Source organism: Amycolatopsis roodepoortensis, from assembly GCF_014873915.1.
Classification (GTDB): Bacteria; Actinomycetota; Actinomycetes; order Mycobacteriales; family Pseudonocardiaceae; genus Amycolatopsis; species Amycolatopsis roodepoortensis.
Genome location: NZ_JADBEJ010000003.1, coordinates 1 through 25714, shown reverse-complemented (window position 1 = coordinate 25714; position 25714 = coordinate 1). Strand labels below are relative to the sequence as shown.

46 protein-coding genes are annotated in these 25714 nt (G+C 68.9%); 4 read left to right on the top strand and 42 right to left on the bottom strand.

Annotated elements, in window-relative coordinates:
* Positions 1–52: 52 nt before the first annotated feature.
* The 15 genes from H4W30_RS10360 to H4W30_RS10290 form a co-directional block, all read right to left on the bottom strand.
* Positions 53–325 carry a hypothetical protein gene (locus tag H4W30_RS10360; RefSeq protein WP_191334947.1) on the bottom strand — a complete coding sequence of 91 codons (273 nt, stop codon included), beginning with the start codon at positions 323–325 and terminating at the stop codon, positions 53–55.
* 34 nt (positions 326–359) lie between these two features.
* Positions 360–710: a hypothetical protein gene (locus H4W30_RS10355; RefSeq protein WP_191334948.1), complete on the bottom strand. Its 351-nt coding sequence runs from the start codon at positions 708–710 to the stop codon at positions 360–362.
* A 5-nt stretch (positions 711–715) separates the two neighbouring features.
* Positions 716–1141, bottom strand: coding sequence for a hypothetical protein (locus H4W30_RS10350; RefSeq protein WP_191334949.1), 426 nt, complete (start codon positions 1139–1141; stop codon positions 716–718).
* A complete protein-coding gene (locus tag H4W30_RS10345; RefSeq protein ID WP_191334950.1) occupies positions 1138–1497 on the bottom strand; it encodes a hypothetical protein in 360 nt (119 codons plus the stop codon). Before H4W30_RS10345 ends, H4W30_RS10350 begins: the two co-directional genes overlap by 4 nt.
* Positions 1494–1844, bottom strand: a complete 351-nt coding sequence (locus H4W30_RS10340) for a hypothetical protein (protein WP_191334951.1) — start codon at positions 1842–1844, stop codon at positions 1494–1496. Before H4W30_RS10340 ends, H4W30_RS10345 begins: the two co-directional genes overlap by 4 nt.
* The gene (locus tag H4W30_RS10335) at positions 1844–2065 is read right to left on the bottom strand and encodes a hypothetical protein (protein WP_191334952.1); all 222 of its coding nucleotides are present in this window, start codon (positions 2063–2065) and stop codon (positions 1844–1846) included. The genes H4W30_RS10340 and H4W30_RS10335 overlap by 1 nt, the downstream gene beginning before the upstream one ends.
* The gene (locus tag H4W30_RS10330) at positions 2062–2475 is read right to left on the bottom strand and encodes a hypothetical protein (RefSeq protein ID WP_191334953.1); all 414 of its coding nucleotides are present in this window, start codon (positions 2473–2475) and stop codon (positions 2062–2064) included. Before H4W30_RS10330 ends, H4W30_RS10335 begins: the two co-directional genes overlap by 4 nt.
* Positions 2476–2478: 3 nt before the next feature.
* Complete coding sequence (locus H4W30_RS10325) at positions 2479–5610, bottom strand: phage major capsid protein (RefSeq protein WP_191334954.1); 3132 nt, start codon at positions 5608–5610, stop codon at positions 2479–2481.
* Positions 5611–5665: 55 nt separating this feature from the next.
* A complete protein-coding gene (locus tag H4W30_RS10320; protein WP_192742663.1) occupies positions 5666–7261 on the bottom strand; it encodes a terminase in 1596 nt (531 codons plus the stop codon).
* The gene (locus H4W30_RS10315; protein ID WP_191334956.1) at positions 7258–7629 is read right to left on the bottom strand and encodes a terminase small subunit; all 372 of its coding nucleotides are present in this window, start codon (positions 7627–7629) and stop codon (positions 7258–7260) included. The genes H4W30_RS10320 and H4W30_RS10315 overlap by 4 nt, the downstream gene beginning before the upstream one ends.
* Positions 7630–7845: 216 nt before the next feature.
* Complete coding sequence (locus tag H4W30_RS10310) at positions 7846–8124, bottom strand: HNH endonuclease (RefSeq protein WP_191334895.1); 279 nt, start codon at positions 8122–8124, stop codon at positions 7846–7848.
* Positions 8121–8405, bottom strand: a complete 285-nt coding sequence (locus H4W30_RS10305) for a hypothetical protein (RefSeq protein ID WP_191334896.1) — start codon at positions 8403–8405, stop codon at positions 8121–8123. Before H4W30_RS10305 ends, H4W30_RS10310 begins: the two co-directional genes overlap by 4 nt.
* Positions 8402–8803 (bottom strand): DUF6221 family protein, encoded by a 402-nt coding sequence (locus tag H4W30_RS10300; protein WP_191334897.1) that lies wholly within the window; start codon positions 8801–8803, stop codon positions 8402–8404. The genes H4W30_RS10305 and H4W30_RS10300 overlap by 4 nt, the downstream gene beginning before the upstream one ends.
* Positions 8804–8808: 5 nt before the next feature.
* A complete protein-coding gene (locus H4W30_RS10295; protein WP_191334898.1) occupies positions 8809–9111 on the bottom strand; it encodes a hypothetical protein in 303 nt (100 codons plus the stop codon).
* A gap of 3 nt (positions 9112–9114) precedes the next feature.
* Positions 9115–9351 (bottom strand): hypothetical protein, encoded by a 237-nt coding sequence (locus H4W30_RS10290; protein ID WP_191334899.1) that lies wholly within the window; start codon positions 9349–9351, stop codon positions 9115–9117.
* A 90-nt stretch (positions 9352–9441) separates the two neighbouring features.
* On the opposite strand from H4W30_RS10290, the gene H4W30_RS10285 reads away from it, so the two are divergent.
* Positions 9442–9837 (top strand): hypothetical protein, encoded by a 396-nt coding sequence (locus H4W30_RS10285; protein WP_191334900.1) that lies wholly within the window; start codon positions 9442–9444, stop codon positions 9835–9837.
* 55 nt (positions 9838–9892) lie between these two features.
* Here H4W30_RS10285 and H4W30_RS10280 read toward each other — a convergent pair whose 3' ends face one another.
* The 27 genes from H4W30_RS10280 to H4W30_RS10160 all read right to left on the bottom strand — a co-directional run bounded on the left by H4W30_RS10280 (position 9893) and on the right by H4W30_RS10160 (position 23114).
* Positions 9893–10294 carry a hypothetical protein gene (locus tag H4W30_RS10280; RefSeq protein ID WP_191334901.1) on the bottom strand — a complete coding sequence of 134 codons (402 nt, stop codon included), beginning with the start codon at positions 10292–10294 and terminating at the stop codon, positions 9893–9895.
* Positions 10291–11187 carry a hypothetical protein gene (locus tag H4W30_RS10275; RefSeq protein ID WP_191334902.1) on the bottom strand — a complete coding sequence of 299 codons (897 nt, stop codon included), beginning with the start codon at positions 11185–11187 and terminating at the stop codon, positions 10291–10293. The genes H4W30_RS10280 and H4W30_RS10275 overlap by 4 nt, the downstream gene beginning before the upstream one ends.
* Positions 11184–11684 (bottom strand): hypothetical protein, encoded by a 501-nt coding sequence (locus H4W30_RS10270; RefSeq protein WP_191334903.1) that lies wholly within the window; start codon positions 11682–11684, stop codon positions 11184–11186. The genes H4W30_RS10275 and H4W30_RS10270 overlap by 4 nt, the downstream gene beginning before the upstream one ends.
* A complete protein-coding gene (locus tag H4W30_RS10265) occupies positions 11684–11932 on the bottom strand; it encodes a hypothetical protein (RefSeq protein WP_191334904.1) in 249 nt (82 codons plus the stop codon). The genes H4W30_RS10270 and H4W30_RS10265 overlap by 1 nt, the downstream gene beginning before the upstream one ends.
* The gene (locus H4W30_RS10260) at positions 11925–12728 is read right to left on the bottom strand and encodes a hypothetical protein (protein ID WP_191334905.1); all 804 of its coding nucleotides are present in this window, start codon (positions 12726–12728) and stop codon (positions 11925–11927) included. Before H4W30_RS10260 ends, H4W30_RS10265 begins: the two co-directional genes overlap by 8 nt.
* Positions 12721–13062, bottom strand: a complete 342-nt coding sequence (locus H4W30_RS10255) for a hypothetical protein (protein ID WP_192742662.1) — start codon at positions 13060–13062, stop codon at positions 12721–12723. The genes H4W30_RS10260 and H4W30_RS10255 overlap by 8 nt, the downstream gene beginning before the upstream one ends.
* A complete protein-coding gene (locus tag H4W30_RS44835; protein WP_455423568.1) occupies positions 13059–13259 on the bottom strand; it encodes a zinc finger domain-containing protein in 201 nt (66 codons plus the stop codon). The genes H4W30_RS10255 and H4W30_RS44835 overlap by 4 nt, the downstream gene beginning before the upstream one ends.
* The gene (locus tag H4W30_RS10250; RefSeq protein ID WP_191334907.1) at positions 13256–13597 is read right to left on the bottom strand and encodes a hypothetical protein; all 342 of its coding nucleotides are present in this window, start codon (positions 13595–13597) and stop codon (positions 13256–13258) included. Before H4W30_RS10250 ends, H4W30_RS44835 begins: the two co-directional genes overlap by 4 nt.
* Positions 13594–14256, bottom strand: a complete 663-nt coding sequence (locus H4W30_RS10245) for an ATP-binding protein (protein WP_191334908.1) — start codon at positions 14254–14256, stop codon at positions 13594–13596. Before H4W30_RS10245 ends, H4W30_RS10250 begins: the two co-directional genes overlap by 4 nt.
* A gap of 9 nt (positions 14257–14265) precedes the next feature.
* Positions 14266–15129 (bottom strand): hypothetical protein, encoded by an 864-nt coding sequence (locus H4W30_RS10240; protein WP_192742661.1) that lies wholly within the window; start codon positions 15127–15129, stop codon positions 14266–14268.
* Complete coding sequence (locus H4W30_RS10235) at positions 15129–15386, bottom strand: hypothetical protein (protein ID WP_191334910.1); 258 nt, start codon at positions 15384–15386, stop codon at positions 15129–15131. The genes H4W30_RS10240 and H4W30_RS10235 overlap by 1 nt, the downstream gene beginning before the upstream one ends.
* A gap of 83 nt (positions 15387–15469) precedes the next feature.
* Positions 15470–16354 carry a DUF2303 family protein gene (locus tag H4W30_RS10230; RefSeq protein ID WP_191334911.1) on the bottom strand — a complete coding sequence of 295 codons (885 nt, stop codon included), beginning with the start codon at positions 16352–16354 and terminating at the stop codon, positions 15470–15472.
* Between the two features lie 40 nt (positions 16355–16394).
* Positions 16395–16718: a hypothetical protein gene (locus H4W30_RS10225; RefSeq protein WP_191334912.1), complete on the bottom strand. Its 324-nt coding sequence runs from the start codon at positions 16716–16718 to the stop codon at positions 16395–16397.
* Positions 16719–16755: 37 nt separating this feature from the next.
* Positions 16756–17043, bottom strand: a complete 288-nt coding sequence (locus H4W30_RS10220) for a hypothetical protein (protein ID WP_191334913.1) — start codon at positions 17041–17043, stop codon at positions 16756–16758.
* The gene (locus tag H4W30_RS10215; RefSeq protein ID WP_191334914.1) at positions 17040–17543 is read right to left on the bottom strand and encodes a DUF6011 domain-containing protein; all 504 of its coding nucleotides are present in this window, start codon (positions 17541–17543) and stop codon (positions 17040–17042) included. Before H4W30_RS10215 ends, H4W30_RS10220 begins: the two co-directional genes overlap by 4 nt.
* Positions 17540–17668 carry a hypothetical protein gene (locus H4W30_RS44170; protein ID WP_264082840.1) on the bottom strand — a complete coding sequence of 43 codons (129 nt, stop codon included), beginning with the start codon at positions 17666–17668 and terminating at the stop codon, positions 17540–17542. Before H4W30_RS44170 ends, H4W30_RS10215 begins: the two co-directional genes overlap by 4 nt.
* On the bottom strand, positions 17665–17868 hold the full coding sequence (locus tag H4W30_RS10210) for a hypothetical protein (protein WP_191334915.1): 204 nt from the start codon (positions 17866–17868) through the stop codon (positions 17665–17667). Before H4W30_RS10210 ends, H4W30_RS44170 begins: the two co-directional genes overlap by 4 nt.
* Complete coding sequence (locus tag H4W30_RS10205) at positions 17865–18626, bottom strand: hypothetical protein (RefSeq protein ID WP_191334916.1); 762 nt, start codon at positions 18624–18626, stop codon at positions 17865–17867. Before H4W30_RS10205 ends, H4W30_RS10210 begins: the two co-directional genes overlap by 4 nt.
* A complete protein-coding gene (locus H4W30_RS10200) occupies positions 18626–18997 on the bottom strand; it encodes a response regulator transcription factor (RefSeq protein WP_191334917.1) in 372 nt (123 codons plus the stop codon). The genes H4W30_RS10205 and H4W30_RS10200 overlap by 1 nt, the downstream gene beginning before the upstream one ends.
* Positions 18988–19149, bottom strand: a complete 162-nt coding sequence (locus tag H4W30_RS10195; protein WP_192742660.1) for a hypothetical protein — start codon at positions 19147–19149, stop codon at positions 18988–18990. The genes H4W30_RS10200 and H4W30_RS10195 overlap by 10 nt, the downstream gene beginning before the upstream one ends.
* The gene (locus H4W30_RS10190) at positions 19146–19952 is read right to left on the bottom strand and encodes a helix-turn-helix domain-containing protein (protein ID WP_191334919.1); all 807 of its coding nucleotides are present in this window, start codon (positions 19950–19952) and stop codon (positions 19146–19148) included. The genes H4W30_RS10195 and H4W30_RS10190 overlap by 4 nt, the downstream gene beginning before the upstream one ends.
* A gap of 106 nt (positions 19953–20058) precedes the next feature.
* A complete protein-coding gene (locus H4W30_RS10185; protein WP_191334920.1) occupies positions 20059–20409 on the bottom strand; it encodes an HNH endonuclease in 351 nt (116 codons plus the stop codon).
* Positions 20406–21131 carry a hypothetical protein gene (locus tag H4W30_RS10180; protein WP_191334921.1) on the bottom strand — a complete coding sequence of 242 codons (726 nt, stop codon included), beginning with the start codon at positions 21129–21131 and terminating at the stop codon, positions 20406–20408. The genes H4W30_RS10185 and H4W30_RS10180 overlap by 4 nt, the downstream gene beginning before the upstream one ends.
* Positions 21128–21700, bottom strand: coding sequence for a hypothetical protein (locus H4W30_RS10175; RefSeq protein WP_191334922.1), 573 nt, complete (start codon positions 21698–21700; stop codon positions 21128–21130). Before H4W30_RS10175 ends, H4W30_RS10180 begins: the two co-directional genes overlap by 4 nt.
* Positions 21697–22170: a hypothetical protein gene (locus H4W30_RS10170; RefSeq protein ID WP_191334923.1), complete on the bottom strand. Its 474-nt coding sequence runs from the start codon at positions 22168–22170 to the stop codon at positions 21697–21699. The genes H4W30_RS10175 and H4W30_RS10170 overlap by 4 nt, the downstream gene beginning before the upstream one ends.
* Positions 22167–22715: a hypothetical protein gene (locus H4W30_RS10165; RefSeq protein ID WP_191334924.1), complete on the bottom strand. Its 549-nt coding sequence runs from the start codon at positions 22713–22715 to the stop codon at positions 22167–22169. The genes H4W30_RS10170 and H4W30_RS10165 overlap by 4 nt, the downstream gene beginning before the upstream one ends.
* Before the next feature lie 102 nt (positions 22716–22817).
* Positions 22818–23114: a hypothetical protein gene (locus tag H4W30_RS10160; protein WP_191334925.1), complete on the bottom strand. Its 297-nt coding sequence runs from the start codon at positions 23112–23114 to the stop codon at positions 22818–22820.
* Positions 23115–23323: 209 nt separating this feature from the next.
* Between H4W30_RS10160 and H4W30_RS10155 the strand changes: the two genes are divergently transcribed.
* From H4W30_RS10155 to H4W30_RS10145, 3 genes are all read left to right on the top strand, one after another.
* Positions 23324–23806, top strand: a complete 483-nt coding sequence (locus tag H4W30_RS10155) for a hypothetical protein (protein WP_191334926.1) — start codon at positions 23324–23326, stop codon at positions 23804–23806.
* Between the two features lie 147 nt (positions 23807–23953).
* On the top strand, positions 23954–24385 hold the full coding sequence (locus H4W30_RS10150) for a hypothetical protein (RefSeq protein WP_192742659.1): 432 nt from the start codon (positions 23954–23956) through the stop codon (positions 24383–24385).
* A 4-nt stretch (positions 24386–24389) separates the two neighbouring features.
* Complete coding sequence (locus tag H4W30_RS10145) at positions 24390–25628, top strand: tyrosine-type recombinase/integrase (RefSeq protein ID WP_192742658.1); 1239 nt, start codon at positions 24390–24392, stop codon at positions 25626–25628.
* The last annotated feature ends 86 nt before the right edge of the window (positions 25629–25714 follow it).

Genomic DNA, 25714 nt, shown 5'->3' with positions numbered 1-25714 from the left:
CATTCGGACGGTGATGTCCTGGTGGCGAGCGCGAGGGCGACGATCCAGCGGTTCAGCGACCCCTCTGGGAAGGGTCGTCGTACCCCTCCTCCACATCGAAGTCGAGCACGACCGAGGCCTCGAACTCGTCCGGCGTGCCGTCGAACTTGTTCTGCCGCTTCGCGGCGATGTAGGCGACCTTGTACAGGTCGGCCATCGCCAGTTCCTCGAGAAGCCGCTTCAGGGTGGCGCCCTTGTTCCGCTTCTCCCACTGGAGAACGTCGCGGGAGTCGGCATCGACCTCGAACGGTGCGCCGTCTTCGGGGGTCAGGGTGAACTTGAACATCGGGGTGTGAGGCCTTCCGGTACGAAGTGGACGATCAGATCTTGATGACAGCGCGGGTGACGCTGACGATCGCCGAGTAGTCGACGAGTGCCCTGCCCGCGTTGGCGTCGCCGACCGGCTGGCGGTAGTGGACGCTGGTCAGCGGGATCAGCTTCGGCGTGGTGCTGACCGGGACGGCGACGACACGGTCCGCGATGGTCAGGTCGCCGTCGACCACTTCGGGAGTGACCACGGTGACGTTGATCGGGGCCGCCCCGCCGTTGATGACGGACAGGAAGGTGCCCGCCGAGACGTCGACGATGTCGCCGTCGGCGTTCGGTGCGGTGTGGTTCGGTGCGAGTCCCGCGAGCGGGGCCGCCTGTGTGACAACGGAAATCCTCGCCATCGTCGTCAGATCCTTTCGTACGTCAGGCCGTCGCCGAGGGTGCCGAGCACCTGCAACGTGATTTCGGAGGTCTCCGTCGCGCGGACGTCGCCGCCGGCGGCCGGAGGCTTGAGGAGGACCTTGCCCGTCCAGCGGACATGCTCACCCACGATGCCGGGGTGGTGGTCGAGCACGAAGTCCGCGGCGACGTTGTTGTTGGACCACAGGTAGTCGTCCAGCCCAGCGGACCGCCAGTCGCTGAACCACGCCAGTTCGAGCGTCGGCTCGCCGTCGGTCTCCTCGACGAAAGAGTTGTCGGGACCGTCGCAGTAGGTGTACTGCCGGTCGCCGTCCTCCACGCCGGGATCGAGCTTCCAGGTCTTGAGCTGGCACTGAAACTGATTCGCGCCGATCGACAACGTGATGACCTTGAGGCGCCGCTGATGCGTCATGTCAGGCTCATTTCTACGACGAAGGTGTAGGCCGGGAGATCCTGCGTCCCGGCCTGATACATGGTTGGGTCGGCGCTCGCGATCGTGGCGCCGTCGACGTCCTCGATCGCGGCGGCGACCGGCTCGACCAGGTCCCACAGCTGCGCCTGGGCGCGGTTGTCCAGCGCGACGACGAGGAATACGGGGAACGTCACCGCCGTGATCTGGCCGGGACAGTAGGCCTCGAACGTCAGTTGGGGCATGCCGATGACCAGCGCGGGCGGGTCGACGTTGTCACCGAGGTCGTGCAGCCGGACCCCGGCCACGGTCTTGAGCGCCGCGCCGAGGACACCAGCCGCGTCGGACACCGTGCTCATCCGATCACCGCCTTCGCGTACCGGCCGATCCGGAGCATCCGGTCGATGTCCGGGTCGAAGGAGGAGACCCGCGCGGTGCCGAGGTCGTTCATGGACACGAGACCGTCCGGCGACCGCGGCCGGGTGAACCAGCGCGCGGCCAGCCGGATGGTGCCGAGGACGTGGTCATCGCTCGGCGCCGGGCGGGTGTCGAGCGGGTCGGCGTTGTAGTTGAACTGTGGCCGCACACGCTCGATCCAGGCGACGGCGGCGTCCAAATTGGACTGATACCGTTCGTCGTCACGGGTGTCGTCAAGAGGAACCTTTTGGTCCTCCTTGAGTTGTTCGAGCGTGGGCGGCCAGCTCATCAGCCCGCCTCGCCTTCACGCTTCGGCAGCGCGGCGCGGACAAAGCAGTCCTTGGCCTCCAACAGCTTCTGAAGCCCGAGGGTGACCTGGGACGACTGCGGTAGGCTGGTGGCCATCAGGTGCGCCAGCCGGGCACACGGCTCGGACACCGCCCGCAACTCGGCGGGCAGGTGCTCGAACTCGAAGAACTCCAGCTTCTCCGCGACGGCAGGGTGCGTCACTGAACGTCCCCGTTCTCGTCGGACACGGGCGTCTGCAAGGACGCCTCGGTCACCCAGCCCTGATCGGTGAGGACGTGCCCGCCCGCGCGGACCGGCTCGTCCTCGGACATGACGACCTCGAACGTGTGCACCGGGGTCGCCGGGAACGTCACGGCCGCCGGCTGTGCCTCGGCGGCGACCGGTTCGGCCAGGGACGTCACCGACTCCGGCGCGGCCTGCTCGACCGGAGTTGCCGGGGCCGCCCCCGTCTCCGGCTGAGCTTCGGCCGCGGTCGCCTCCTTGGTGTCGATCCGGGCGATGATCTCGTCGCGGGTGCCGGACGTGTCGGCCCCGACCGCGGTCGCGTACGCGATCCACTCGGCCTTGCTCGCCGAGTTCGCGGGCCGCTCCGGCGGCGTTGTCTCAGCCATGGGTCACGCGCCGACGGTGTGACGGATGCCGGCCACGCCGACCGGGCGCAGGACCCGGGTCGCGAAGTAGCCGAACAACGCCAAATCGATCTTCGCGGGCCCGTTGCGCTCCTCGTAGCGGAACGTCAGGAGCCCGGACTCCCACGCCCACACGTCGTTGCTGTTGACCATGAGGACGTCGGCGTCGCCCGCGGCGTTGCCGGTCATCGACCAGCACGGTTCGAAGGTGAGCCCGTCGACGTACCAGGCCTGTCCGACCGCGTTGCCGACACCGGCGGAGTTCTGCGCGCCGACCGACGGCAGCAGCGGCCGCCCCTCGGCGTCGACCGCGGTGGCCAGGGCCGAGGTGCCTTCCTGCGACAGGTAGCCGCGCGACGGCGGACCGAAGCGGCGGAACGGGTACAGGGCCTCGGCCGCGCGGATTCCGGCGATGAGCTTCTCACCGCCGAAGGTGCCCGCCGCGATGGAGCCGCCGGTCGTGGTGGACACCTGCGCACCGGACGGAACGAACCCGTTGGTGATGACACCGCCCTGACCGTTGGCGCCGTTGAGCTCGGTGTAGACCTTCGCCTCGGTCTGCTGCGAGTAGGACTCGCCCATCGCCTGCATCGCGATGGCGTCGATTGCCGGGTTCGAGCTGTCGACGATCTCGCGGGTGAGGGTGAACAGGCCGTTGATCGCCTTCGGCGTCACGGTCACGGTGCCGAGGGTGAGGGTGCCTTCGGCGGGGTTCGAGCCTTCGACGTTGTCCGCCGACATGCCGGACGCGCTCGTGAAGGAAGGGATGGTGAACGGGGTCGCGTCCTCCAGCGCGCCGCGGGAGACGCCGCCGACGAGCGGGCGACCGCGCATGAGCTGCGTGACGTACAGGTCCGGCCGGTAGCCGGGCGGGATGACGGCCGCGGCGTTCGTGGTGTTCGCCGCGAACATCGCGGACGCGGTGTCGCGCGCGACCTCGCTGGTCTGCTGCTCGAACTTGCGAAGCCGGTCGCGCGCGTCCTGGTCGCCACGGGCGGCGTGCCACGAGTCGCGGACCAGCGAGTTCCCGACGCCGTTCATCGAGTACACCGGGGCTTCGCGGGTGACGACGGCGCGTCCGGCCGGGACGACCTGGCGGGCCTCGGCGGGCGGCGGGGTGGGTGCCTGGGGGAACGGCAGCTTCGCGAACGCCTCGGTGATCGCGGTGCCGACGGTCTCGCCGAGGGACTCGGTGAGCTGGGCGGCGAACGCGGCCATGTCGGGCGTCTGCGCGCCGGCCGCGACCGCCGGGGCGGGCGCGGGAGTCTGGGCGGGACCGGCGGCCGGAGCAGCCGGAGCGGCGGGGGCAGCGGGCTGCTGCTCGGCGGTGGTCATGGCGGGGTTCTCCTTTTTCTCCGGGGCGGGCGCCCCTGGGGAGTTCTGGGACGCGGCGACGTGCGCGACACGGGCGCCGTCGAACGCGGGCATGGCGGTCAGCGCGACCGCGCGGAGCGTGGCGGAATGGACCAGCCGGACGGATTCGTCGGACGGGTCGGGCGTCCAGCCGTCGCCGTCCTCGAAGTCGATCTCGATGCTGAATCCGTCGTAGACCTCGTCTTCGGCGGCGGCGAGCATCTCGTCGCCGACCTGACCGCGGCCGACCTTGAACGCGGCGACAAGACCGGCGTCGGTGCTTTCGAGGGTGGTCGCGCGGCCGAAGGAGTTGTAGCGGTCGTGGTCGCGGTTGAGTTTCACCCGCGACGGCTGGCCGCCCCAGTGCAGCGAGTTCGGCGCGAACTTCCACCGCGAGAACCCGGAGCGCGCGACCTGGTTCCAGGGCACCGCGATGCCGGACACCGTCCTCTTCGCACTGTCCGCGGCGAACTGTGCGGCCACGCCCCGCGAGTCGAAGCCGATGGTGATGGGGTCGCTGGTGTCGGCGAACGCGGCGGCGGGGCGCGATTGCGACTGCTCCACAGAGGACTCCTCGGGTGCGGGCGCCGGGGCGGGCGCTGCCTGGGGCTTCGCGCTCGGGATCTTCTCGATCTCGGCGATGCGCTGGTCGTTGTAGACACCGACGCGGCGGCCGACCTCGTAGGTCTGCATGCGGGTCAAGGTGTCGCTGCGGAGGAAACCCGCGTAGTCGAACTGGACGGTGTGCCCCGGCGGGAAGACGTCCCGCATGGACAGACGCGACTCGATCGCCGAGACGTACGCCGCGAGCGTGAAGTCGACGAGGTCGAGCCTGCGCTGTTCAGCGTTCTGGTAGGTCCGGGTCGTCGTCGAGACGCCGAGGTCCTCGGGGTCGACGCCGGCGTGCCGGGCGATTTCCAGCACCGCGGCTTCCCGGGCCTTCGCGAGCTGAAGCTTTTCCGGGTCCCATTGCAGGATGTGCGGCTGCAACGCCGCGCCGACGTAGCCCCAGCTGCGTTCGGAGCGAGAGGCCTCCCACTCGTCGAGCAGCGGCTGCACCTCGTCAGGGTCCTGGTCGGCCATCCCGTCGGCGGGACTGAAGTACCCGAGCGGCAGCGGATCCTTGGTGTACAAGTCCGCGCGCTGGTCCAGCGCGATCGCCATCCGGATCGCCCGCGCGGCGACGGTGAGCAGCGGGTCATTCGGCGAGTCGATCCGGATCAGCTCAGCGTCCGGCACGATCTCGTTCGCGATGCCCTGCGGACGGCCGCCGTCGCTGGACACGTACACCTTCGCGTCGGTCTGGACCAGCACCGACCGCGGCTCCAGCCGCCGCACCTTCGAGGGAAAGCCGTGCGCGCCGAACTCGGTGATCCGCCACCACGACCGGGCCTCGAACAGCATGTCCTCGACCGTGCGGGTCATCGTCACCGACCGGGCGACGTCTTCCTCCGGCTGCTCCAGCAGCTCGGACGAGATCGGATTGCGGCCGGAGTCGAGCAGCCGCAACGGCAGCGTGCCGAGGGTTCCGGCGATCAGGTCGCGGGCCCGCTTCACCGCGCCGACGGTCAACGCCTCGGCGCGGCCGACTCGCGGAACGAGTGCCCCCGTTGTCGAGCCACCGTTGAGGAATTCCGATGGCGCGTTCAGCTCGAACGCGACACCGCGGCGCCCTCGCTCCGGGCGCTCAGGCTGGGCGGCCGCACGCGGCGGCGTCGGCTCAGGGCCGTACCCCCACGTGAACAGGTCGCGCCACAGTCCCATGCGCGCAGGTTAGCAGGAGAATTTCCTGCGAGGCGGCTTGATTGCCGTAAATCCTTCAGTTCGGCGTGTCTTCGCGGCGCCGTCCCCGCAAAATCACCGGTTTCCGAGGGGGTGGTGGCATGGTCCGCGCGAGGTGCACCGCCCCAGCGGTCGCGTAGGCACCGTCCACGTGGCCAGTCACCTCGTCATCGACACTCGCCAAGGTCCCGTTCTTGCGCGTGAACACCCACGCATCGCCGCGTCGCAGCTTCTCCGCGCCGCCGATGTGTGCGTTGAGCAGCGGGTCGTCGGAGTGCACGACCTCGCCCGCCTTCACCAATTCGGCGAAGCCCATGCACACCGCGGGCGTGTCCGATTTCAGATCGTCGACCTCGACGCCGCGCGGCGGCCACGCGGCGATGTCGCCCTCGCGCTGGCGGGCTTTCATGTCGGCGGTGAGCGCGGCGGCCGGGCCGTTCGGAAACCAGCCCAACTTCCGGGGCCTCACCCGCGCGACCTCCTTCGGCAGATCGCGGCGAAGCGACGCCAGATCCCGCCACGTCCCCACCACCTCGACGCGCACCCGACCGTCCTCGAGCATCGCCGCGGCCGACAACGTCGCGTGCTGGCCGTCCGGCGAGACGTCCAAGCACAGCGCGACGCGCGATCGGACGTCCGCCAGGGTGCCCGGCTCGATACCGGCGGCCCAGCCCGCGGCGTCGATGGCCGGGTCCATCATCGGGACGTCGATGCACATGATCTCGGTGAGGAAGCCGGTCAGTTCCTCGCCGCCGTTCTTCTGCGCCCGGCGGGCTTGGCCGAGCAGCGAGTCCGGGTCGGTGCGCCGCCCGTAGTTCGGGTTTGCCATCGCGAGCGCGCGTTCGTCCGTCGGCCGGGACCCTTCCGGCGCCGACCACTCCAGCAGGCCGAGCCGCCGGTCACCCTCGCCGGTCTTGATGAACTCGATCGCCGATTTGCGCAGGGACTTCAGCACCACCGAGCGGTGGTCGCCCTGGTTGCTGATCGCGTAGACCTGCGCATCCCACACCGCGTTCGTCGCGGGCACGGCGGCGTTCCACGCGGTCCAGTCGTGATGCTCGCGCAGCTCGTCGAGGATCAGCCGGTCGATGGTGAGCGACCGGCCGCCCTTCCGGTTGGACGCGGCGATCTTGTACCGGGTCTTGTAGATCGTGCGCAAGGTGTTCTCGCCGTTGGTCCGGCGGACACCGTTGGCGGGGATGTCCTCGGCGAGTGCGTCGCAGCCTTCGGCGAGCTCGACCGCCTTCTCCCACGACTCCACGGCGTACGACAGGTTCGTGCTCGTGCCGAGCACAAGACGCCGCTCCTCCATGAACATCCAGAACAACACGAGGATCACCAGCAGCTCGGTCTTGCCCTGCTGGCGAGCAACGATGATCAGGATTTGCAGGAACCTCGGCCGGCCATCCGGCAACAATTCCCCGGCGTGGATCGCCGCGAACCGCTGCCAGGGATCGAGCGGTCGTTCGAGCGTGTCCCGGGCGAACCGTTCGACCTTGAACCCGTACGACGTCGCGGGCGTCAGCGCGCACCCGCACCCGCACGGCCCCGGCGGGCCGGTCACGAGCGGCGGCGTGAAGATCCTCGGCGTCGTCGAGCCGAGGACGAGCTCCGGCTCAGCGACCGCGGTCATGACGTCGACCCGCGCGCCGCGCGCCGCACGTTGAGCTCGTCCTGCATCTCAGCCTTCAGGCTGTCCTTGGCCTGCTGCGTCGGCGAGCGCTCGGCCGGTCCGCCCTGTGGAAGCACCGCCTTGCGCGCGGCCGGCGTCGCGCCGAGGCTCTCCAGCACAGCTAGCATCTGCCGCGCGAGCTCGGCGGTCTTCCGACCGTCCCGCTCCCTGTCGAGCACCTCGGCGACGCGTCGCGCGAGCTGACTGGCCGCCGCGTCCTCGCGCCCGAGATCCAGCTCGTCGAGCGTCACCGACAGCGCCTCAGAAACCGAGCTGTAGCCGTCCATCACGGTCACGATGACCGGTGCGTCGAGCTCCTTGCCGGTCATCGCGGCGCACCGTGGGGGCGCGGGGAGAGAGAGGACACAGGGACGTGGATGTCCGGGCCGGGCGGGTATGGGAAAAACCGCAGGTCAGGCGCCATGTCCACTATGGACGCGCATTTCCGCAGGTCAGGGCCTTGTACGCGTCGTTCGCTGTTGATGTTGTTCACGTTGGCCTCCCCTCTTGGTCATCATCATGATGCGTGCTGCTCGATGTCGCGGTCACCACGCGGTCATGGGCCGGGGCTCTGGGTCGGGTGCTTTCGTGGGGTCGCCGACCTTGAGGTTGCACTCGCGGTGCGTCGCGACCATGCGGTCCGGGTCGTCGCCGTACACCTTGCCGTCGAGGTGGTGCACGTGTGCGCTACGCGGGTGCGGGTGGCTCAGCCTCGGGTCGATGGCGTGCTGGCACAGCTGGCATATCCACCCGTCGCGCGCGAGGATGGCCTCGCGGATCCTGCGCCATCGACGTGTGCTCCCGCCCGCCCAGCTCGTGCTCATCCTCCGGAGCCTCTGCGCTTGCCGTCGAGGAACCTCTGCCGTGCCTCACGCCGGATCTCGGCCTTGGCCTGCTCCCACCGTTCCTGCTCGGCTTCCCTCGCGCGGTCGAGCGGGCCGGGTACTTCTTCGATGACGTAGTCCTCCAGCGGCCGTATGCAGTTCCGCACGTACCAGTCGCGCGTCTCTGGGGTCTCGGCGAACGAGGCGGGCGGGTTCGTGGCCATGTGCGCGCGGATGTCGTCCCGGATCCGGATCACCCACACAGTCGGCTCGTCGCTCACGGTCGCCACTCCTCGCGGTAGTCGGGATGCTCGGCGTATGAAAGGGCGAGCAGGCGGACGACGTCCCAGTACGCCTCACCGTAGCCACCGAGACAGCTCGGCTCGCCGTCGTCATTGAAGTCGAGGTTGCACAGGCCGATGATCTGGCGTTTGGCGGCGACGTCGGCCAGCACGCGAACGGGATCGTGACGGGCAATGTGGATCGCGTCCTCGTCCTTGTCGAACACGCTGGCCTCACCACCCCAGCGACCACCGGACACGGGGGTAGCGCCATCCGCCCCGTGGATCGCTTCCGGATAGGTCTCCTTGTCCACCTGCCATGGTCCCGGACTGGCGGCCCGAGCAGCCTGCTCGTCTTTGTCCAGTTGGGCTCGCAGGAACGCGATCAGGTCATCCACGGGGGTCAGCTTTCGTCTCGGTGGTTCCGGCTGTGCCAGTACGCGTCTTCGTCACTGGTGTCGAACACCGACCGGCGTGGCTTCTTGTGGGGGCTGTCGAGGTGCACGGGGCCACTCCACTCGATCTCGATGGAGAGACGCTCACCGGCTGGAACCTCCGCGGTGACGCCATCGGTCGCCCTGCTGACGTCGAGGCTGGCGGCGTCCATCTGCACGGTGCCGCGCCGGAAGCCGTCTCGTGCGCGCAACCGCGCGGCGATCTTGGCGAGGTAGTCGGCCATCTGGTTGGGGTCTTCGATGGGGATCATCCCTCAGGTCTCCTTGGTGGGCTTGGGCCCCGGACGTGCGGGAGCAATGCCCGCCTCACGGGCGAGGCGGCGAACGTAGGCCGCAGTGAAGGGCGAGTGTTCGACAACGTCGGTCGGTCGGTGGCCGGCCTTGAGCGCGGCGACGGTGGCGGCGGCGACGGCTTCTTGTGCCTTGTCGTGGTCGTCCTTGGTCTGGTGGTAGTGCCGGGTTGCGTCGGCGAGCGCGTCGAGCTCGGTCATGCGCTACAGGGTAGCGCAACCCTGTTGCGTTCCCTATCCCTATTGCGCTACCGTGTATCGCAACAGGGAATCGAAACATGGAGGTTGGACATGACCGAGCAGGCCGACACCCGCACTTGCGCCTTCCCCGGCGACCACGAGCACGACCACGAGATGTGTATCGACACCTTGGCCGAACGCGTCGCCCACGACCATGGGCCCGCCCTCGTCGAGCACGCCGAGCGCGGGCACACACGCCCGCTCGCGGCGGCCGCGCAACTCCGGGCCATAGCTGGAGAGATGCCGTACCACGAGCAACAGGACGTGGCCAACCAGCTCGAACAACTCGGCGCACGCGTGTCGGGAAGCCTCGGAAGCGACCACCCCGGTTCCCAACGCATCCAGGAGGCCATCAACGACGCGATGAAGTCGTCGAGCGACACCTACGCGGCTCTCGAACGCGTCGCGCAGGCAGCAAACGAGGTGGCTGACAACCTTATGCGGTAGCACGCCCCAGAAGGCCCCCGGCGATCATGCCGGGGGCCTTCGTCGTGCAGCTCGGCTACTTCGTGCTGGTTCGCTGCGCCGTTCCCTCGGGGAGGTCAAGCTCGTGGCGGAGGCGGTGCAGCCGTTCCGAGGACCAGCAGCGAGCCACCTGTCCCGCCAACAGCCGTTCAGGTGTGCCATCTGGCCGGCGGTATGCGAGGCCAACGAGGCGAAGCAACACGACGTCCAGCCACTCGGTCCGGAGCCGGTGGGTTTCGCCTCCGTGCCGTGGGCAACCGACCTCGACGAGCGGGTAGGAGTACCGGCCGATCAGGAGGTCACAGCCCTGGTGGCCTTCGACACCCGCGATGACCGCGGCTTCGGCGCGCGCCTGCCCGTCCGCGCCGGAGTGAAACTCGGGTTCCAGCACGATCGCGGGGTCGTGAGACAGGCAGAGGATGCGGTACATGCTGCTCATCGCGACCACCGACGGAGCCGCCGCCAGATCCGGCCGCCGAGCGAACGCTGCGGCTCGGAGGCTGCACGGCCGCCCTGGTCGGTGGTGTGGCGCTCGGTGTACCGCGGCTCGACCACGCGCAGGCGGGTGTCCATGCGCGCCTTCTCGAAGCGGCGGAGGAAGTCGGCGCGCTCCCCTTCGGATAGCTCGCCGTTGAACCTGACCGGCCCAGGCATGGCATAGCGCCTTTGGTATGGCGTGGACTTATCGATGGTCTCGACCAGGTCGGCGATGTCGTCGAGCGTCACCGGCTCGGCGCGCGACGGCGCCGTGGTCGTCACGATCCCGGTGAGCTGGTCTTCTGCGGCGGCCAGGAGTGCGGCCGCGAGTTCGGGGCGGATCTCGCCGTGAGCCTCGGCGAAGTCGACGTGGTCGAGTTCGGCACCGAGCTCGACCATGCCGCGGTCCTCGCTGTAGGGCCGCGCGGGGATGGGCGCCGGCGGCGGCTCGACGATGCCCGTGGTCCAGGCGTGGGCGGGTGTGAGGTACTTGCCGTGGTAGGTGTCGCCCTTGGCGGGTTCGGCGTGCTGCAAGCACCGCATGGTCGCGCCGACCGCGAGATACGGGCACGGGGCGCCGTCCTCCTCGACGACGCACAGCGGGTGCAGGACGAGATCGGCGGGCCACGGCACGACGAGGTCGACGGCGACGGTTTCGATCACGGGCTGCCCGCCGACGCGTGCGAGCCTGCCGTCTTCGTCGCGGAGGTACCGGTCGGTGGTGAGCCGGTCGTCCTCGACGGTGATCGTCGAGTAGCGCGGGACGTCGCGGGGATCGATGCCGTTGCCGGTCAGGAAGTCGCGGACGGCGTCGAGGACGCGCGGGTCGCGTGAGGTGATCGTGTAGTCGGTCATGCTGGCGCCGCCTCCCATTCGGTGGTGCCGGGCTCGCGGCGCAGGACGATCACGGACAGGTCGCGGGCTGCCTTGCGGCGGACGTCGGCCTCGGTCTGGTCTGGGTGCCAGATCGGCGCGTTGTGGTCGGCGTACCGGTAGGCCCATTCCCATCGCCGCGCGCCGGGCACAGCGGAGACGCCGCTGTTGACGAGGACGCCGCGACCGTCGACCACCTCGTACATCGGGCAGATACCGGGCGCTGCGTGTCCCGGCTCGACCTCGGGGAGGTCGGGCGAGGTGACCGCGGCCATGACGTTGTAGCCGTCCGGGCTGAGGAACAGGTGGTGGACGTCCATGTCCGGCGGGAGGCCGAGGAGGAGTTTCACGAGGTCGGTGCTGATCGGGATGACGGCGCGGCGGTAGCGGTTCGGGTCGGGCATGGTCGTGTCCTCCAGAGGGTCAGAATCGGGGTCGTGGTCGTCCTCGTCGTGGTCGAGGTCGGTCTCGTGGTCCATCACGCCGCCTTTCGCAGGACGTAGGCGAAGTGCTCGTCGCGGTGCCGGTCTCGCAGGTGCTTGTTGACGGCGCGGATGACCCGCTCAAACGCCGACAGCCGGGACGTCTTCCGCACCTGCGACCAGGACGAGGCACGGCCGCCGGTCTGGCAGCACGGGCACCGCCACGCCCAGCCGGGATACCCGCCCCACCGGAGACCGCCGGCGCGGGCGGGGCTGCGCCGTACGCGGATCAGCCGGTCAGCCATCGGTCGCCTCGCGGAAGGCGTCGGCTGCGGGCACGAACGGCGCGGGCGGCTCAGTCTTCGCGCGCATCGCTTCGGCGTGGGTCTGGCAGAACCCGTCGTCGGTGGCCGCCGCTATACAGAGCCCGCGCCGGTCCGGCTCGGTGCCGGGGATGACCTGGTACTGGCACTGCTTCGCCACGTCTTCGCCACTGTCCACAGCGGACGGCGAAGTCGGCGCGGGCACGTACCTGTCGTTGGTCTCGTCGTAGGCGACGCGCTCGCCGTTCGGACCGAAGTAGATGCTGACGGCGCCGAGGTTGTCCCGCCTGAGCCGCGGCTCGGGCTCGGCGGGCTGGTCGCCTTGCAGCACCTCGCGGATCGGCCACTGCGTGTCCCAGTGCCGGAGCGGATGCGGCTCGGTGAGTTTGAGCGCGGCCTCGATGCGGGCCTGCCGTGCGTTCCGCTCGCGCAGCGCCTTGTCCCGCTGTGCGGTGCGTTCGCGGAGCTGGCGGTCCCGTTGCTGGTAGTCGGCGCGGAGGCTGTCCCTCTCGGCGGTGCGTTCACGCAGTTCGGTGAGCGCCCGGTTCAGCTGGTGCTCGGCCTCGCCGTTCAGGAACCTCAACCGCTCGATCTCCGCGCGCTGTCCGGGATCGGCGAGCTGGCCGCGACGGGCGAGGGCACGGGCCGCGGCGAGGTCGACAATCTCGGGTTCACCGCCTGGCGCCCATTCGAGTTCGGTGGCGATGGCGTCGTGGATGACACGGGCCGCTTCGTCGATCATGCCGTCGGCGCCGGCGGTTTCGGTCTGGTCAGCCACGGTCGGCCTCCTGGCGCAGCCGCCCGGCGTCGGCCCGGCACGCCGGGCAGCCCGCGAGAGCACCGCACCGCGCAACCAGGTCTGGCCACTCGACGTCGTCGGGCTTCGGGCCGACCGGGTGGCCGTGGTCGGTGAACCCGTAGAACCGGTCACGTTCGGGGCGAAGCAGCTTGTCGACGGGCACCTGCTCGACCCACCCGTCGGGGAGCTCGTCGAGGTCACGCAGCTCGCCGCCCTGGTCGTAGAGCTCGATGCCGCCGTCGCCGCCGTCGACCACCAAGGCGTAGCGGTGATCGTCGTCGGTGTGGTTCGGGGGCCGGTAGATCTGGATCATGGGAGCGTCCTTTCGGGGTTTGTTGGCGGGTAGACGCGGCTGTCGTGGTAGCCGCGGAGTTCGACACGGCCGCCTCGTCGGCGGCTGGGGCGGGTGCAGGGTTGGCGTGGTGCCGCGTGGCAGTACGGGCAGGGGCGGGTGAACGGTGTCGGGCCGTCGAGGTCGGCAGGGAACCGTCCGTCGTCTCGCCGGGTCATGGCGGGCTGCTCGTGGACTTGGGCTGCCGCTCGGCGGCCGCGATCAGGAACTCGGTGACGAGCCCGGCCAGGTCGAGGGCGTGGCCGGTACATGAGCGGCACCAGCGCCACGCCGGACGCGGGTCGGTGGGCGACGGCTCCATGCTCGTCCAGCGCACGGCGTCGGCCAGCTGGCTCAGCGTGTCCTCGAACGGGGTGTCGTGGCTGCTCGGCCACACTGGGGCGCCGCACAGGGCCACGCGGTCGACTCCCCGCGGCTTCGCGCTCGGCCTGTAGCTGGGACCGTGCAGGTGGACGACAGAGCCGCGCTGGGGCCGGACGGCGAAGAGCGCGATCACGCCGCCCTCCTCCGGTCCGGTCCTTTGAGGACGACCATGCGGCACATCTCGGTCAGCCGAGAGGTCACGCGCTCGCCCAGCACCGCGCCGAGTTCCCGGGGAGGCACGTTCGAGGTGAACAGGGTCGGGAGTTCGTGGTTGTAGCGGTGGTTGATGAGCCGGTAGTTCACTTCCTCGACCCATTCCGAGGTTTTCGCGGCGCCGAGGTCGTCGACCATCAGGAGCTTCGCGTCGGTGTAGCGCTCCAGGCTTACATCGCCGGTCTTGCCGCTCTTGGGGCGGAGGTCGGCGTACAGGTCGGGGGCGGTGGTCATCACCGGGGTCGCGTCGCCGCCGGCGGCGACGTAGCGGCGGAGCGCGGCGATCGCGGCGTGGGTCTTGCCGACGCCGGTCCCGCCGAGCAGCAGCAGCGCCGGGCCCTTGGCCGGGCCGTTGGTCATGTCCTTCACCGCGAGAGCTGCCGCCCACGCCGCGAGCTCGGGGAGGTCGGTGTCGGCGCTGGCGTAGCGCGGGGGCAGGGCCTTCGCGAGCTCGCGGCGTGCCCTGAGGCGGGCTTCTTCGCGGTACTCGGTGGCGACGCGGGCGTCTTCGGCCGCCCAGTCGATCGGGGGCGGGATCGCGCCCGACGGCGGGCTGAACGCCTTCCGTGGTTCCGTCATGGGGTTCTCCTAGCCGAGGGGTTCGTCGTAGACGCTTTGGTCGTCGGGGTTGCGGTAGGGCTGGTAGCCGCCGGAGACGGCGCGCAGTTTCGGCGGGGGTGGCTCGTCGTCCCAGCGTTTGCCGTTCAGCCACGTCGCCGGGTGCGGGATGTACTGGGTCTCGATGTCCGCCCGTTCCCACAGACCCGCCCAGTAGCGGGCTGCGGCGACGAGCCGTTCGGCCGAGGTCGCGTCCTCGGTCGCCTTCATCGCTTTCACGGCCTTGGGCCATGCCTTGCGTGCGGCGGCCTTCCCGGCCTTGCGGGGGTAGGCGTCCCAGAATTCGGAGAACAGGTCAGAGCCGTCAGGCGCGGAAGGTTCTTCTTGTCTTGATGTTGTAGTTGTCTTGTCTTGTAGTGTCTTGGCACTCGGAGTCCGGTCGGATTCCGTAGGGATTCCGTTCGGATTCCGTCCGGAATCCTTCGGCTTCTCCCCGTCGGGTCCTGGCGGAAGCGGGGGCCGTTTGCCCTTGCGAGCTGCGTCTTTCTCCCGGAGGGCTTCGATTTCCTCCACGGATTTGTTCCACCGCAACCACGCTGTGACCCAGAATCCGCCGCGCACGTCGTCACGCGTCCACAGGGTGTCGCCGTCACCGGTGACGGTTTCCGACAAGATCTGTGCGCGTTTCATCGCGTCGCGCATCCCGTGACCGACGGCGCGCGTCAGCTGAAGGTCTGAGATGAACCCGTCCGTGCCTTGATCGACGCAGAACGACAGGGCCCGCGCGTACAGGACTTCGGCCTTCTCTCCGGCCTGCATGAGCGCGCTGTCGGTCCAGTACTTCGCCGACAGTGGCGCGTAGTTCCCGAGACGACGGGTCGTAGGAGCGGGCATTAGGCCGTGGCCCTTTCTCGTGCAGGGTGCGCCGCAAGGCCGAGACGGGCTCGGATGCGACCGGTGGTGTAGGTGGTCATGCGGGTACGCGTGGCGATCTCGACGTCGGACCAGCCCGCGGCCCAGAAGTCGTAGACGAGGCGCTCGCGGTCCTTCGGTTCAAGGACTTCGGCCGGGAGCTCACCGAGGCGGCAGGCGAGCATGAGGCGCCCCCGGGCGATCGGCGCGATGTCGGGCCGTCCTATCTGGACGCTCATGGTCACCTCCTCGTCGTGGGTGGGGTGGCGCTGGCCGGGCCGGAGGAAGCACGGTCCGGCCAGCGCCGGTCATCGGGACAGGGCTACTGCTGCGGTGTCACCGCGCCGGGGGCGGCGCCGAGGAGAACCGGGATCCCGGTTTCCTCGAGACCGTCGGCGATGGTCTGGCGGATGTCGGCGAACGCCTGCCGTCGGACGAGGTCCGGGCGCACGAGCTGAAACCCGATTCGCAGGCCATCCCGCGTGATGTCGAATTTCAGGCGGGCGTTCACCTCGACCGTGGGCAGGCCGAGGAACGGGGACAGCGCGACGGTGAATTCGCGCGGGACCTCGATCTGCCCGGCCTTCGGCGCGACCTTCGGCGTGGTCTGCTCGGTGTAGGTGAACGACACGTCACCGGTGCTGAGGTCCACCGCGGTCTCGAACTCGGCCTTGCGGTGCGCCTTGAAGTTCATCGCGACGGTGAGCAAGGTCGCGCCGTCCGGCCGCACGATCGACGGGGCGTAGTCCTGGAGGAACTCGGCGAACGTGATCTGATCGAGGTACTGGCCGGAACGCTGCTGAAACTGGGACCACTCCGGGTCGTTGCGCAGCTGAAGCCGTGCGGTGTGGTCGCGCCACCCGGCGGCTTCAGGCCCGGAGTGGTCGTTGAACACGGCGGTGAACGACAGGCTGTCCTCGTCGCCCCACACGGTCGTGCGGAGGTTACCGAGCCGCTTGACGTACTCGACGAAGTTCATCGGGTCGTAGACCGTGGCCGCGCCGCGGGTGCGATCCGGCACGGTCAGCCAACCTTCGAGGTTGAGCTTCTGGATCTGCTCGTCGTCGCGGACGACGCGAACGATGTATCCGCCGTCGGCGTGGACGTCGTACGACTTCGGCGGTTCGGTGTACCCGGCGCGGCGGGTCAACGACTCGATCAGGTCGCCGTCGTAGGACGGTTCGCGGGTGAGTTCGGGGTTGCTCAAGACTTCTCCTTGGTAGAGCGGGATTCCGGGATGGACGGGGTCAGTAGAGGCGGTGCTGTTGCGGGTCGTCGCGGACCAGGTCGCCGTCGTTGGTGGCGTAGAGGATTTCGGCGGCCTGCTCGAACACGGGCACCGTGGCCTTCGAGACGGCCGAGACGATGACGGCGCCGGCGACCTTCGGCTGAGGCTTGACGTGGATGGTGACCGTGAGCTTGCCGTTCTTGTGGGTCTTGGCGACCCCGGCGACGACCGCTCGCAGCTCCTCGGAGAGCTGGGTGTTGCTCTTGCCCTTGGCCAGCTGGGCGAGCATGACCGCGAAGTCGGTCGTCTCAGTCTCGTCCTCGGTGGACTGTTCGTTGCTCACTTCCGTGTTCCTTTCCTTGTGGTGAAACAGATCTCGGTCAGGCCTTGACGAACTCGTCGCGGCAGACGATCCAGGTGACGGGGTCGGTGATCGTGGCGACGTCGGAGTAGTTGTCCTCGTCGTCTTCCGGGCATGGCACGATCTCGACACCTGCGCCGGTGACGAGGTCGATCCGCCAGCAGGTGCGGTAGCGGATCCGAATGACGACGCCGCTTGAGACGGCCAGCAGGACGCCGTCCTCGCCGGTGTCGGTGACGGGGAACTCCGCACGGATGTCGCCGTCGACCTCGATCAGGTCGTCGCTGGCGCCGTAGATCTTGATCACTTGTTGTTGTCTCCCTTGGGTCGGTATTCCTTGCAGGCGGGCCACCAGGCGCGGACGTCGGTTCCGGGGCCGCCAGTCGCGCGTCGCCAGTCGCCGCCGTAGGAGCACTTGGGGTAGGTCCCGGCGACGTCGCGCAGCGGGACGACGCGGAGGACGCACGAGCCGCATCGGAGGCCGGGGGCCTTCCGGTCGATGGAGCGGGGCGCGTCCGGGTGGAGCGGGATGTTGATTCGCAGGGCGACGCCGAGCGGGTGGTAGCCGCGACGAAGTGCCTCCGCCTGCCGGGCGGTCCGGCGCGCGTCCCGGCTCGGCGGGGGCGCGTCGATCGGCGGCGCGTCGGGCAGGTCGAACAGCGTCGCCGGACCGACGCGCTCGGCGACGTCGAGCGGCGCCGAGCGGCCGAACGTCATGCGGTAGCAGTCCGGTCCGTAGCCGCGCCGCTGGCTCGCCGGGTCCGTGAGTCGCCTGCCGCACTGCGGCCGCTGGCACCGAGACGTCATCGCGTCCGCGCCTCCTTCCGGCGGGCGAGCGTGTCGGCGGTGATCGGCGGGTACGGCACGGACTCCACGTCGAGCACGAGCGGGTGCAGGAGCTCGCGGAGCTCGTCGACGTCGTTGGGGTTCATGCGCGTGCCTTCCTTGTCCGCGATGCCGACATCCAGCGGGGTTGCCGCACCGGCGGGAGCGGCCGGACGAACCCGCACGCCCACACGGCCACGTGCTCGTAGATGTCCAGCGCCTCGGCGCGGAAGCACTCCGGGCACGGGTACGCGCTGGACGGGATGTGGTTCAGGTGCTTGCCGAACGCCGGTTTGGTGAGCGTCACGTGATCACCTCGCCGACCGGCTCCGGCAGGTGCACATCGATGATCCGGCGCGCGCCCAGCATCACGGGCAGTTGCCGACTCGGCGAGGGCGATCCGACGATGACGCGCGGTTCGGGGCGGACTTTCGGCCGCGGCCTGGCGGGCGCCGGGTCCGGCACCGTCGGCCGGGATTTCGTGTCGTAGTAGGCGATTCCCCACACGATCGCGTGGCACGCCCACAGGAACCACCAGTTGAAATCCTTCAGGTCCCAGTCATCGACGTCGGAGAACTCGAACCCGTCGTGCTCGAACAGCTCCACCGCCTCGCGGGCACCCTGCTCGTAGTGGATCTCGGCGTAGTCGTCGGCGAGGATCTGCTCGCGCAGCGCCCGACCGGTCCCGCGCGGCACGCCAACCGCGCACGCGTCGCGGAACTCCTCGATCACCTTGTCCCGGAAAGCCTTCTCGCTGTAGGTGAGAAGGCCTTCGCGGCCGCTGACGACCTTCTCCTGCCAGTAGGCGGGATTGATCCGGCCGACCGGTCCCCGGAAGAACTCGAACATGTCCTCGACGCGCTGGAAGATGAACCCGTCGCCGTCTCCCTGGAAGATCAGCGCGCCCGGCACGGTGATCAGGTCGAACCAGTAGTAGCCGGAATAGCAGGTCCCGGTGTGCCTGAACTTCAGGTGCCGGTACAGGCCTTCGTCGTGGGCGACGGTCATCTCGTGCTCGGCGGTCTCGGGCTTGAACCGCCGGAGGATCTCGGGATAGGCGCCCATCACTCGCCGCCCATGATGCCGCGCTGGTGTGCGATGTGGACGGCGTTCGCCCGGCCTCGGGCACCGAGCTTGCGGAAGAGACTCCGCGCGTGCGTCTTGACCGTGTCGACGGACACGTGCAGCGACCGGGCGATCTCCGGGTTCTCGAGCCCAGCCGCGATCAGCAGCAGGATTTGCAGCTCTCGCGGGGTCAGCAGGCCGGGCGCGGCGGGCACCTTCGGCGTGCTCGCCGACACGAGGTAGCGCGGGATCTGCGTCGGGCCGACCTCGTCCGCGGTGACGTTCAGCCGGGCCGCGCCGAACAACTCGTGCACGGCGGTGCGCGCGTTGTGCCGGATCAGGTAGGCCGCCGCGATGCGGTTCAGAGCCATCGGGTCTTCTTTCGTGCCGCATCATCGGCGGCGGTCTGGTCCGCGAGGATCCACAGCGGGGCCTCGGGAATGCGGTCGGGATTGCGGCGCAAGGCCGTGTTGACGTTGGTCGCGACGGTGGCGAGCCGGGCGCGCCACTGCCGGCGGTTCACGACGCTGCCCGCGCCGGGCGACGGACACCGGCGGGCCGGGCGGCCGGGTCGTCGATCGCGTCGTCGTCCCATGCCATCGGGGGCGCCCAGCCGCGGCGAACCGCGTTCCGGCGGACGGCGGCGACGTCGCGCCGCTGAATCGCGGTGTCCTCGGCCGGTTTCTGGTTCCACATCTCGTCGTAGAGCTGGGTGACCTGACGCGATCGTGTCCAGCGGACGCCGCCGCCGTTGATCAGGGCGCTGAGGTTCTGCTGCGAGAGCCCCAGACGTCGGCCTAGGACCGTTTGGGACCAGCCCAGGGCGCACAGCGCTTGCAGGCGTCGTCTCGTCCCGGTGCCGTCGACGACGGCGAGGTCCATGGGCGGCGCGGTGGCCGGGTCGACCGCGAGAATCAGCTCTGCCGTCGCGCGCCGGATCCTCCGCGCCGGACCGGACTCACGCCCGGCCGCCCCGTGCATGAGGTACTGCACGGTCTGCTTGTGGATCCCGGCCAGCTCGGCGATACGCGGCAGGCCCAGGCCTGCCGCCTTGAGACGGAGCACGTGCTCCCGGACCGGTCCGGACTCCACGGTGGCGCTGCGACGCAACGCGTTCCGCCGGTACCGCTTCTGCGCGTAGGCGGTGTTCGCCTTCCGGCACACCTCGCAATGGCAACCCTCGAACACGTACTTCGCGCGCCCGTGCGGCCGGACCCGGGTCGCGAGCTCGACGGTATCGCCGTGCACCGGGCAATCCTTTTTCCCGCCGGGCCCCTTGCAGGTCTCGCAGCCGGTCGCGACGGGACCGTCCAATGTGGTCGTCATCGTTGGTCCTTTCGGATCAGGAAGTCCAGGAGAGCAAGGAAAATCCGGGGGATGAGGCCGAAGCAGACGACGATCGAGGCGAGGAAGACGAAACCGGCGGTGGACATCACGCCACCGCCAGGGCGGGCGGCGGGTACTGGAAGTCGCCGAGGTCGTCGAGCAGCATCCGGCCGTACAGCCAGTGCGTCACCGGGATCTCGGTGTACGGCCGCGAGTCCTTGCCGCTGATCCGCCAGCCGTTGGCGAACAGCACCTCGTCGGCCTGGTCCATCTCCAGGTGGCAGGCGAGGCACAGGTGCAGCCCGTTGGACGGGTGCCAGGTGCCGCCCTGCGAACGGTTCAGCCGGTGGTGCCAATGGATCGCCTCGGCTTGACCGCACTTCTCGCACAGTCCGCCGGAGCGAGCCCGCACGATGGTGCGGGCCTCGCTCTCGGGGAAGAACCCGCGCGGGTTCACGACGCCTTCAGGTGTTCCAGGTAGCGCGCGAGGACACCGGGCGGTGCCTCGCGGAACTCGTGTTCGCCCTTGGTCCAGGCCTTGAATCCGCCGACGGTCTGGCCGAACGGCTTGCCCTTGCCGTGGTTGTAGCTCGTGATCTCCTTGCGGAGCCGCTTGGCGAGCTGCTCGTCGGTGAGGTGCGCATCGGCGGGACGTGGCTTCACCGGCTCGACGACCCGGAGCGGCTCGCGCATCCACATCGTGAGCGCGACCCCGAACGACTGCCCAGCATTGCGTAGCGCGTTGCCGATGCACTCCTTGACCGCGTCACCGCCGCCGCGCCTGCTCGTGGCATTGCCGTAGCCGAGCATGGTCTTCCCGCCGATGGTGAGTTCGATCCACAAGCCGCGGTAGTCGTCGAACACCGGGAGCCCGCTCCCGGTCCTGGCGAGCGGACGCCAGTTCCAGTTGGGATCGACCTCGTTGAACCTCTGCCGTACGTGGGCGTGTCCGACGAAATCGAGGTGCTCGTGCGCTTCGGTGAGGGTGTTCCCGCACGTGTCACACGGGCGCTCGACGTGCGCGGCGCAGATGCCGTCAGCGTGCTCGCACGCCTGGCACACCACGATCGGCTTCTTCCCGATCGCCTCCGGCCCGAACGGCTCGGCCAGCCGGTCAAGGGTCTCGCGCAGCGCCCGGCCCGCCTCGTCGAGCTGTTGCATGGTGGGTTCGGCGGTCACTCGGCACCGTCCACGGCGGACGGTTCGGCGAGCAGGTCGGGAAGCTGCACCTTGCCCTCGCGCAGCAGTTCGACGATGGCGTGCCGCGATCCGTCGGACGGCTTGAACGAGACCACCGTGGGCGCGTTCGCCGACACGACGATGCCGGGGACGTCGAGCTCGCCGCCGGGTCCGGCTGGGGCACCGTACGCGGTCGACGCCTCCAGCACGCTCGCACGGAAGGCGGGCGACACCTTCTCGACCGGCTTCACGAGCTCCTTGGCGTGCTCGTACAGCACGGCCTTGACCTTCTCGTCGGAGCCGACGATCTCCAGGTCGAACTCGATCTTGTCCGGGTGGTGCTCCTTCACCCAGTCCAGGAACGCGCCCGCGTCGCCGACTCCGGCGGTCTTCTCCGGCGCGCTCCGCGACAGCGCGCCGAGCTTCGTCCCGTCCGGCGCGTACACCGCGATCCGGCTGCCCTTGGTCACCTCGGACTCGGCCTTGAGGCGCGCGGCGGCGTACTCCTCGGTGGTGCGGTCGGACAGGTACTTGAGCCCGGCCACCGTCAGGTGCAGGTCCGTGTTCACGCCGTCACCGCCGGGGCCTTCTCGGCGGCCAGCAGCGGACGGCACACCCACTCGACCTTGTCGACGGTCTCCGTCACCTCGACCGTCGGGACCTCGGCCAGCTTCACCGGATCCGGCACGGTCTTCGTGACCGTCTCGGTCCCGGTGACGACGCGCTCGCACACCTCGCCGCGGTTCGCGAGCGCCGCCACGGTCAGGCCGTCCCACGACACCTTCAGCTGGTAGACGTCGTCAAAGGCGTCCTTTTCGACCTTCGCCTTGTGCTGCCGCGCAGCGCGCATAATCGCCGTGAGTTCCGCCGGGCTTGTGGCGTACCAGGCGGTCATCGTGATCGGCTCGTCCGGCTTGAGGTAGTACGCCTGAATCTCCGGGTGCGCCTCGACCATGTCGGCCAGGCGCCGGAGTCCCTCAGCCTGGCGGCGCAGCGCCTCGGCCTGCCTGACGTGCAACGGCTTGTCCTCGGTCTTCACCGGTCGTCCCCTTCGGTGTCGGTGTTCTCGTTGATGGATTCCGGCTTCGGGTGCCAGACCTCGACGACGATCGGCGCACGACCCGACGACGCGTCCTGGACGGCCCGAAGCACTCCGGGCGCGCAGCAGGCGCACGCGTCCGGCACCGTCTGGGGCGCGTCCGGGTCCCTCGGGTCGGGAAGCGGGTAGATGCGGACCGTCGTGTAGTGGTTCGTGCGCTGGCAGTGCGCGCACAGGCCGCGCTCGACCCGCGCCATCCGCACGTCTGCGCCCATCGCGCCGAGCTGCGCCCCCAACAGGAAAGCGGCGTGCGCCATCGCCTCGATCCGAGGCAGTGGGATCGTGTCGCCCGGCTCGACCTTGCGGTGCACGCCGTGCACGTACGGAGTCACCAGCCGCAAGCCGCCGAGCAGCTCCGGGGTCTCCGTCGCGTTCGCGACGATCCGAGCGACGTTGTGTTCGTGCTCGTCGGGTCGGTCCTCGAACTCCGGCGGCATCGCATGCCGCGGTGATCTGGGGTCCGTGAGACACTTCGAACTGATCACGAGGGGTTCCTCCTCTTGATTGCCGCCCGTCTCGTGTGCCAGCACGAGACGGGCTTTTCCTTTGTCTGGCCGCGTTTCCGTCGCGGCGCGACGCTGTCGAGATCAGGCGGTGCGCTTGAACTTGGCGCCGTCGCGCAGCCAGGCGTCGAAGTCGCCGCGCTCGATGAGCCACGTGCCCTTCGGGCCCGACTGACTCCCGACGAGCAGGCCTCGGCGGAGCGCGAGCAGCACGGAGTTGTGGTGGCGCGGCGACGCGTCGGCGCAGTCCGATGCGGACATCCACTGCTTCGGGGCTTCGGCGATCGTCTGCGCTGCCGTCTTCTTCTTGATGGGCTTCGTGGGCGGCCCGTTGGTCCCGGCGCCGCCGCCGCCGCCGTTCGCGGCGTCTGCGGTGTTCATAGTGGACACCGTAGGCCCAAAGTGGAAGAAATGGAACTGAATGGACATCACGGATTGGTTACGACGTAGTGGAGCTGGGTATACACCTCGCGACTGAGTGGATACCGTTGGACACCACTGGAACAGAGGGGACAGTGATGGACACCAGACGAGGCGCCCGACCGCCCGCGAGGATGGACAGCAGAGGACCAGGACGCCACCCTCGACGCGTGGCAACTGGACAGGATTGGAACCGTCTGAACTGGCAGCGACTGGCGTCGCACGTCATCAGCTTTCGACAGCTCGCCGGCTACCCGACCCCGCGAGCGCTCGCGGACGTCACCGAGCCGCGGAAGGAGATGTCGTACAAGACGCTCCTGCGCATCGAGCGAGCGGCGCAGCCGGTCAGCCCGAACACCTTGGGGATCCTGGAGCGATACCTGCATTGGAAGCCCGGGAGCGCGGTCACGGTCCTGCACGGCGGAGAACCCGAACTCGAAGGCATCGACGCGAAGGAGGCCGAGTCAGCGGCCATCCGGCGCGAGATCCTCGCCATGACGCCAGAAGAGCGCACGGCGACGTACCGGCGGATCCGCGCCGTCCTTGGGCCAGAAGAGGCCGAGAAGTGGCGACAGAGGGTAATCGAGCTGATCGCCGACGCCGACGAGGAACCGCTTTCTAGTCCACAACAGACCGACGATGAAGTGGGCTAATGCCTCTTAATCAAGTTGCAACGTTACAAATCACCCGCTTGTCGTAACTTTCCCAAGCTAACTAACGCTGAGCAACATCCACACGAAAGGCCGAGTACCGAATGAGTCCATAACGGACACACACCACCACCACGAACGGAGGGCCACGTGTCCTACCCGATGTCGCCCCGCCCTATCCCCCGTCACCTCGCCCTCGGGCTAGGCATCGGAGCAGTGGCGACCGGCATTGCCGCCCTCATCCTCGCGACCTTTAGCTCCGTCTACGACTGGCCGGGCGCCGCCGTGAACCTCGCCGGCATCAGCGCCGCGTTCTTCGGCGCGACCTCACTACTCGTGTGGTGCACGCAGAAGATCATCGACTACCTCGCGACGTGCCACGAGGAGCACCGGGAGGCGCAGGAAGCGCACCGGGCCGCGATGCGCACCGAGATGACCAAGGCGCAGAAGGCGCTCGAGAAGCGCCTCGCCGCGTGGCAGCGAAGCCTCGACGAACGCGAGGCGCTGCGGATCACCGCGGCTTTCACGCCGACCCAGAAGACCCGTCTTCACTCTGTGGAGGGACCGCATGGCATGGGCTGAACGAATGCCCTCTGGCCGATGGCGCGGCTGCTGGCGAGACACCGCCAAGCGGAAGCAGTCCATCACGAACGAAGGCCGCGGCTACGACCGCAAGACCGACGCCAAGGAAGCCGCGCAGGAGCAGGAGGTCAAGGCGCGCCGGCGTGCTGCCGCCGAGGCTGGCACCGCCTCGGCGAAAATGCTGTGGCGGGACCTGTGGGAGATCTACAACACGCGACCCAAGCGCGCGAAAGCGGTCAGCGGCACGACATTCGTGCAGTCGGAGAACGTCAAGCGGTACGTGATGCCGCGCTGGGGTGACACTCCGATCAACAAGATCAGCCACGTCGCCGTGCAGAACTGGATCGACGAGGACATCGACATCCTGGGGAGGAAACCGAACTACGTGCGCACGGTCTACACGCCGTTCCGCGCCTCGATCAACTACGCGGTGATCAAGCTCAAGATCTTGGACGCCTCACCGTGCGTCGGGATCGAGCTGCCGAAGGCGCCGAAGCGACAGAAGAAGACGCACACGACCACCGATGAAGCCGCCAAACTGGGGAAGAAGCTGCACCCGCGATACAAGCGGATGCTTGAGTTCGAGCTCGAAACCGGCCTGCGCCCTAACGAGCTCTGCGGTCTTCACGCCGTGAACGTCGACCGCAAGCGCCGCCGGATCACGGTCGCGGACGTCTACGTCAGCAACAAGAAGGTCATCCGCGCGTACACGAAGAACGGGGAAGAACGCGAGGTTCCGTTGACGCAGCGGGCGCTTCAGCTTGTCGACGAAGCGCTGGAGGGCCGGGACCTCGCGGCCGGGTGCGGGGTGCCGCACGCCAACGGCACCAAGTGCAAATCCGCGATCGTGTTCCTGTCGCCGAGGGGTGAGGTGGCCAAGCCGCGGAACTACTTCTACGCGATAAACCGGGCGTCCGGCCGCGCCAAGATGCCGAAGCGTGGCGCCTACGACGCGCGTCGCGGCTTCTCCACACGCGCGGTCGAGAATGGCGTCGATCCGTTCACGCTCCAGGCCATCCTGGGGCACGCCACGCTCGACCAGACTGCCGAGTACGTGCAGCTGACGGACACCGCGCTCAACGCGTTCACGGCGAGAATGGGCGACCCTGTCGAACTCCGCGCTGTGAAGGACGAACTCGCCGCCATGGGGCACGAAGAGGTGCGTGGGGCAGATCATGGGGCAGATGTTCAGGGCACGACAGTGGACGAGAGTGGGAACGACTCGCACTCAAACACTGGCTGACCTGCACATACGGCCTATAAGAGTGGTCATCAGTGGACTACGCTGAATACCAGAAACCGCAGGTCAGAGGGTGTGCACGATCGAGG